At 69.9% G+C, this 5,147-nt stretch carries 5 protein-coding genes and 2 pseudogenes; 4 read left to right on the top strand and 3 right to left on the bottom strand.

Features of this window, described 5'->3' with window-relative positions:
- Both RJ03_RS27570 and RJ03_RS27575 read left to right on the top strand, forming a co-directional pair.
- Window positions 1-466: pseudogene (locus tag RJ03_RS27570) on the top strand (MFS transporter); the annotation flags it as partial.
- A 64-nt stretch (window positions 467-530) separates the two neighbouring features.
- A complete protein-coding gene (locus RJ03_RS27575; RefSeq protein WP_245552401.1) occupies window positions 531-1,397 on the top strand; it encodes an SDR family NAD(P)-dependent oxidoreductase in 867 nt (288 codons plus the stop codon).
- 32 nt (window positions 1,398-1,429) lie between these two features.
- Here RJ03_RS27575 and RJ03_RS27580 read toward each other — a convergent pair whose 3' ends face one another.
- From RJ03_RS27580 to RJ03_RS27590, 3 genes are all read right to left on the bottom strand, one after another.
- The gene (locus RJ03_RS27580) at window positions 1,430-2,257 is read right to left on the bottom strand and encodes an alpha/beta fold hydrolase (RefSeq protein WP_036507680.1); all 828 of its coding nucleotides are present in this window, start codon (window positions 2,255-2,257) and stop codon (window positions 1,430-1,432) included.
- Window positions 2,258-2,394: 137 nt separating this feature from the next.
- Window positions 2,395-3,369, bottom strand: coding sequence for a zinc-binding dehydrogenase (locus RJ03_RS27585; protein WP_036507683.1), 975 nt, complete (start codon window positions 3,367-3,369; stop codon window positions 2,395-2,397).
- 33 nt (window positions 3,370-3,402) lie between these two features.
- On the bottom strand, window positions 3,403-3,954 hold the full coding sequence (locus tag RJ03_RS27590) for a TetR/AcrR family transcriptional regulator (RefSeq protein WP_174372355.1): 552 nt from the start codon (window positions 3,952-3,954) through the stop codon (window positions 3,403-3,405).
- A 149-nt stretch (window positions 3,955-4,103) separates the two neighbouring features.
- Between RJ03_RS27590 and RJ03_RS27595 the strand changes: the two genes are divergently transcribed.
- Window positions 4,104-4,943, top strand: a complete 840-nt coding sequence (locus RJ03_RS27595) for an oxidoreductase (protein ID WP_036507685.1) — start codon at window positions 4,104-4,106, stop codon at window positions 4,941-4,943.
- 46 nt (window positions 4,944-4,989) lie between these two features.
- Window positions 4,990-5,147 (top strand): annotated as a pseudogene (locus RJ03_RS38530) (urease accessory protein UreF); the annotation flags it as partial.

Raw genomic sequence — 5,147 nt, forward strand, 5'->3', positions numbered from 1 at the left:
CAATCTGCTGTTGCTCGGTATCGGCGTCGACGGCGGGATCGGCTGGTACATCGCGGGATCCACGATCGCGGGCCTGGGCTACGGCATCGTGTTCACCCTGGTGTCGGAGGTCGCGGTGTCCTCGGTTCCGGCCGAACGTGCGGGATCGGCGGTCGGCATCTCCGAAACCAGTTTCGAACTGGGTAACGCCCTGGGGTTGTCGCTGCTGGGTTCGCTGGCGGCGCTGGTGTTCCGATCGGGTGGCGATTTCGCCGACACGCTCGGCGAGACGCTGGTGCGCCACCGTGGCGATCCGGCCGTGATCCATGCCGCGCAGAGCTCGTTCGTCACCGGCATGCACACCGCGCTGATGGTCGGTGCGGCATTGCTGATCATGATGGCGGTGACGGCCGCGGCGACCTCCGGCCGCCGGCGCCGGCGCGCGATCGCGGTGGATACCGCCTCCGCGGCGGCGGGATCGCGCTGACCGGTTCCCGGTCGCGGTGACGATTCCGGCCCGCCGGCGCAGGCGGCCCAATACAGTTTCGGCTGTGACAGATACCGCCTCACCGGGCCGTCCGCTGGCCGAGCGGGTCGCGACGCGGTTGTTGTATCCCACGTCGCGGCCCCGCGACACGTCGCTGCGCGAGGCCGTCTCCGGTCGGGTCGTGCTGGTGACCGGTGCCTCGCACGGTATCGGGAAGGTCGCCGCCGCCAAATTCGCCGCCGCCGGAGCCGTGGTGGTGATGGTGGCGCGCTCGACGGCGGAGCTGGACGCCGCAGCCGACGAGATCACCACGAGCGGCGGCATCGCGCACACCTACAGCGCCGACCTGACCGATATGGAGGCAGTGGACGAGCTGGCCCGCGACATCCTCGCCACACACGGGCGGGTGGATGTGGTGATCAACAACGCGGGCCGCTCGATCCGGCGCTCGATCAACCAGTCCTACGATCGTTTCCACGATTTCACGCGGACCATCGATATCAACTACCTCGGCCCGGTGCGATTGCTGCTGGCCCTGCTGCCGGCGATGCGGGAGCGCGGTCGCGGGCATATCGTCAACATCTCCACCTGGGGGCTGCGCATGCCGCCGGCGCCGCGGTGGGCCGCCTACGGTGCGTCGAAAGCGGCATTCGACCAGTGGTTGCGCACGGTGGCGACCGAGGTGGCGGCCGACGGCGTCACCACCACCTCGATCTACATGCCGCTGGTGCATACGCGCATGAGCGCGCCCACCGATTTCGGGTCCATGCCGGGCCTGACCGCCGTCGAGGCCGCGGATCTGGTGTGTCACGCCGTCGTCGCGAAACCGGTGGAGATCTCGCCGTGGTGGAGCGGTCCGCTTCAGGCGTGGACGGATCTGACCCGCGGCCCGATGCAGCGGCTGATGGCCCGGAGCATCCGCTTCACCTGAACCGCGTGCGTGGGCCGATGGCGGGATTGGTTTCAGCTCTGCAGGAACGCCAGCAGATCGGCGTTGAAACGCTCCTTGTCGCCGGGCACCAGGGCGATGCCGTGTGAACCGCCCTCGTAGACGGTGAGGGTCGCGTCCGGAATGATCTTCGCCGCCTTGCGGGCGGTGGCGTCGATGGGCACGATCTGGTCGTCGTCGCCGTGCACGATCAGCGTCGGGACATCGAACTTCTGCAGGTCGGCGGTGAAATCGGTGTATGCGAAGGCGTCCACACAGCGCACCCCGGCCTCGATCGACTCGTGCATCGCCATGAACCAGAACGCGTCGCGGTTGCCCTGGGTGGCCTTGGTGCCCGGCCGGTTGGCGCTGAAGAAGCCCTCAGAGGTGTCGCGCCAGAACTGCGAACGTTCGGTCAGAATGCCCTTCTTGATCTGATCGAACACCTCGTCGGGCACGCCTTCCGGGTTGCCCTCCGTGCGCACCATCAGCGGCGGGATAGCCGACAGCAACACCGCCGAGCGCACCCGTCCGGTGCCGTGGCGGCCGATGTAGCGGGCCAGTTCGCCGCCGCCCATGGAGTGCGCCACGAGTGTGACATCGCGCAGGTCGAGCCGGCTGAGCAGATCGTTGAGATCGTCGGCGAAGGTGTCGAAGTCGTATCCGCCCCACGGCTGTGCCGAGCGCCCGTGTCCGCGTCGATCGTGTGCGATACCGCGAAAGCCGTTGTCCGCCACGTGTTTCAACTGATCGTCCCAGGCGTCGGCGTTGAGCGGCCAGCCGTGGATGAAGACCACGGGGCGGCCCGCACCCCAATCCTTGTAGTAGATGTCGACCTCGTCGCGCGTCGTACACACAGGCATGGACGAACCTCCTCCGCGTGCGCCCGCCGGCCTCGGTCGCGGGCCGTGAGAACGAGACGCGACCTCCAGCGTAGGAGCCGCGACCGAGGCGAGGGGCTACGAATCGGTTACGTCAGCAATCGAGCAGCTATCGACTGTCACGGCTCGAGGGCGACCTTGCCGACGGTGGCGCGGTCCTCGAGGGCCCGGTGCGCCGCGGCGGCATCGGCGAGGGCGAACCGGTGCACCGCCGGGCGCAACCGGCCGGCTCCCGCCGCGGCCAGGGCGCGCGTCTCGAGCGCCGCGATTCCGCCGCCGCGTTCGAGCATTTCCGGACCGAGAACCGACCGTGAGGTGATGGCGCGAGCGGCGAGGTCGCCAGGGGCGAATTTCAGTGCGGCATCGCTCCAGCCGAAGACCAGGCGGGTGCCGCCGGGTGCGAGCAATTCGACCGCCGCCCGGCCCGCTGCGCCGCCGACACCGTCGAAGACCCAGTGCGCGGGCCGGTCGCCGAAGCGTGCGCGCACCGCATCCGGCCACCCCTGGTCGGTGTAGTCGAGGGCGAGGTCGGCGCCGTTGGCCGCCACGGTCGCGACCTTGGCCGGGCTGCCGGCCAGGCCGACGACGGTGAGCCCGGCGGCGCGCAGATACTGCACGAGCAGTGTGCCGATCCCACCCGCCGCGGCAGGCACCACCGCGAGCTGTCCCGGCTCGACCTCGGCGAATCCCAGAATGCCCAGAGTGGTTCGCCCCGTACCGATCATCGCCACCGCCGCGGCCGCATCCAGCGCGTCCGGAATATGTTGCAGCCGTTGCGCATCCGCGACCGCCAGCGCGGCATAGCCGCCCGGTGCGGCGCCCAGATGGGTCACGACCCGAGCGCCCAGCAGATCCGGGTCGGCGCCGGGACCGACCAGGTCGACGACGCCCGCGACCTCCCGGCCGGGGATCGTCGGTAACCGCGGCAGCGGATAGGGCCCCGGCAGGCCTCGGCGCAGATAGGTGTCGACCAGGTGAATTCCCGCTGCGGCCACCGCGATTCGGACCTGTCCGGGTTCCGGCAGGGGATCGGGGGCGGTCTCGTAGCGCAGGTTCTCGGCCGGACCGAATTCATGCAGGCGTATCGCTTTCACGAGCCCAGCCTGCAACCTTCACCATTGTTGAGGTCAAGTGGGCGCGGAGGTGCCCACGCCGCGCAGCAGGGTGTCGACCACGATGTCGGCCGCGCGGCCCGGATCGTGCTGGGGGAGGTTCTCGGCGGCGTTGACCATCAGCTGCGCCAGGAGCGTCGACACCCAGCCCTCGGGGAGGCCGGGGCGTAGCAGGCCTTCGTCGGTGGCTCGCCGGAGAAACGTGTCGACCTCGGCGATCAGTGGTGCCCGGCGCTCGCGAACGGTTTCGTCGGCCACCAATCTCGCTGTCTGCACCGGCCAGCGGCGGTTGACGCCGATGATCGCCTCCACGTACCGGTGCAGGGCGACCGCGACCGGCGCCTCCCGGAGCCGGGCACTCGCGATGGCTTCCTCGACCGCGTCGTATCGAGCCTGGTAGACGGCCGCGAGGAGGTCGTCACGCGAGGCGAAGCGGCGGTAGACGGTGCGCCTGTCCACGCCGGCTTCGGCGGCGATGGCCGACAGGCTCGCGGACGGATCGTCGGCGAGCAGCCGGGCTCCGGTGGTCAGCACCTGCTCGATATTGCGGGCGGCGTCAGCTCTCACGGCTTCAATGTACACATTTGAGCAGCAGATCCAGAAAAAATCGCTGCGATGAAGCAGCAAAACATCAGAAAAGTGCTACAGTGATGTGACAGTTAATGGTGTCCGGTCGCCCCGCCAGCGGCCGGACCGTGTGGGACGGAGAAGAGAACATGGCCGGAACATGGCTGATCACCGGTGCGTCGCGGGGCCTGGGACGGGAGCTGACCGAGGCCGCGCTGGCCGCCGGGCATTGGGTCGTCGCCGGTGCGCGACGCCCCGAACAGCTCGACGACCTGGTCGCGCGCTGCGGCTCGCACATCCTGCCGGTGCGACTGGACGTCACCGACCCAGCGGCGGCCGAGGCGGCCGTGCGCGCGGCCACCGAGACCTTCGGCTCCCTCGACGTCGTGGTCAACAACGCCGGATACGCCGACAGCGCGCCGATCGAGGAGATGGCCGCCGACGATTTCCGGGCGCAGGTCGAGACCAACCTGTTCGGCGTCGTGCACGTCACCCGCGCCGCCCTCCCGGTGCTGCGGGCCCAGCGCTCGGGGACCTTCGTCCAGATCTCCTCGATCGGCGGCCGGGTCGGTGGTTCGCCGGGTCTGGGCGCCTATCAGACGGCGAAATTCGCGGTCGAGGGATTCTCCGAAGTGCTGGCGAGTGAGGTGGCCCCGTTCGGGGTCCGGGTCGTGATCGTCGAGCCGGGCGCCTTCCGCACCGACTGGCAGGGCGCCTCGATGACCATCCATCCGGTGGGAGCCGACTACGAGGCGACCGTCGGCGCCGTCCACCGCTTCCGCCGCGACAACGACGGATCCCAGCCCGGCGACCCCGCTCGCGCGGCCCGCATCATCGTCGAGGTGGCCGACTCGGCCGAACCGCCACGGCGCCTGCTGCTGGGCAGTGATGCGCTGGCCGCGGCCCGGGCAGCCGGACAGGCGCGAGCCGAGGAAACCGAGAAGTGGGCCGCGGTGAGCGCCTCGGCGGACTTCGCACCGGCCGGCTGACCGTGCGGTTCTAGGATCGGATCGTGCCCGGCCGCAGGAGATGCCCATGAGTCTCGCGATGGTGATGTCGCTCGCCGATTCGCGGCTGCCCATCGGCGGGCACGTACATTCGGGCGGGGTCGAGGAGGCCGTCACCTCCGGGCTCGTGCGTGACCTCGACACGGTGGCGGCCTATCTGCGGCGCCGGATCCGCACCACGGGTCT

The organism is Nocardia aobensis NBRC 100429 (assembly GCF_000308375.1).
In the GTDB taxonomy this organism is placed as follows: domain Bacteria; phylum Actinomycetota; class Actinomycetes; order Mycobacteriales; family Mycobacteriaceae; genus Nocardia; species Nocardia aobensis.

Coding starts and splice junctions, on each gene's coding strand:
- RJ03_RS27580 (WP_036507680.1), bottom strand. CDS start 2,257: ATGCCTGTGTGTACGACGCGCGACGAGGTCGACATCTACTACAAGGAT.
- RJ03_RS27595 (WP_036507685.1), top strand. CDS start 4,104: ATGGCCGGAACATGGCTGATCACCGGTGCGTCGCGGGGCCTGGGACGG.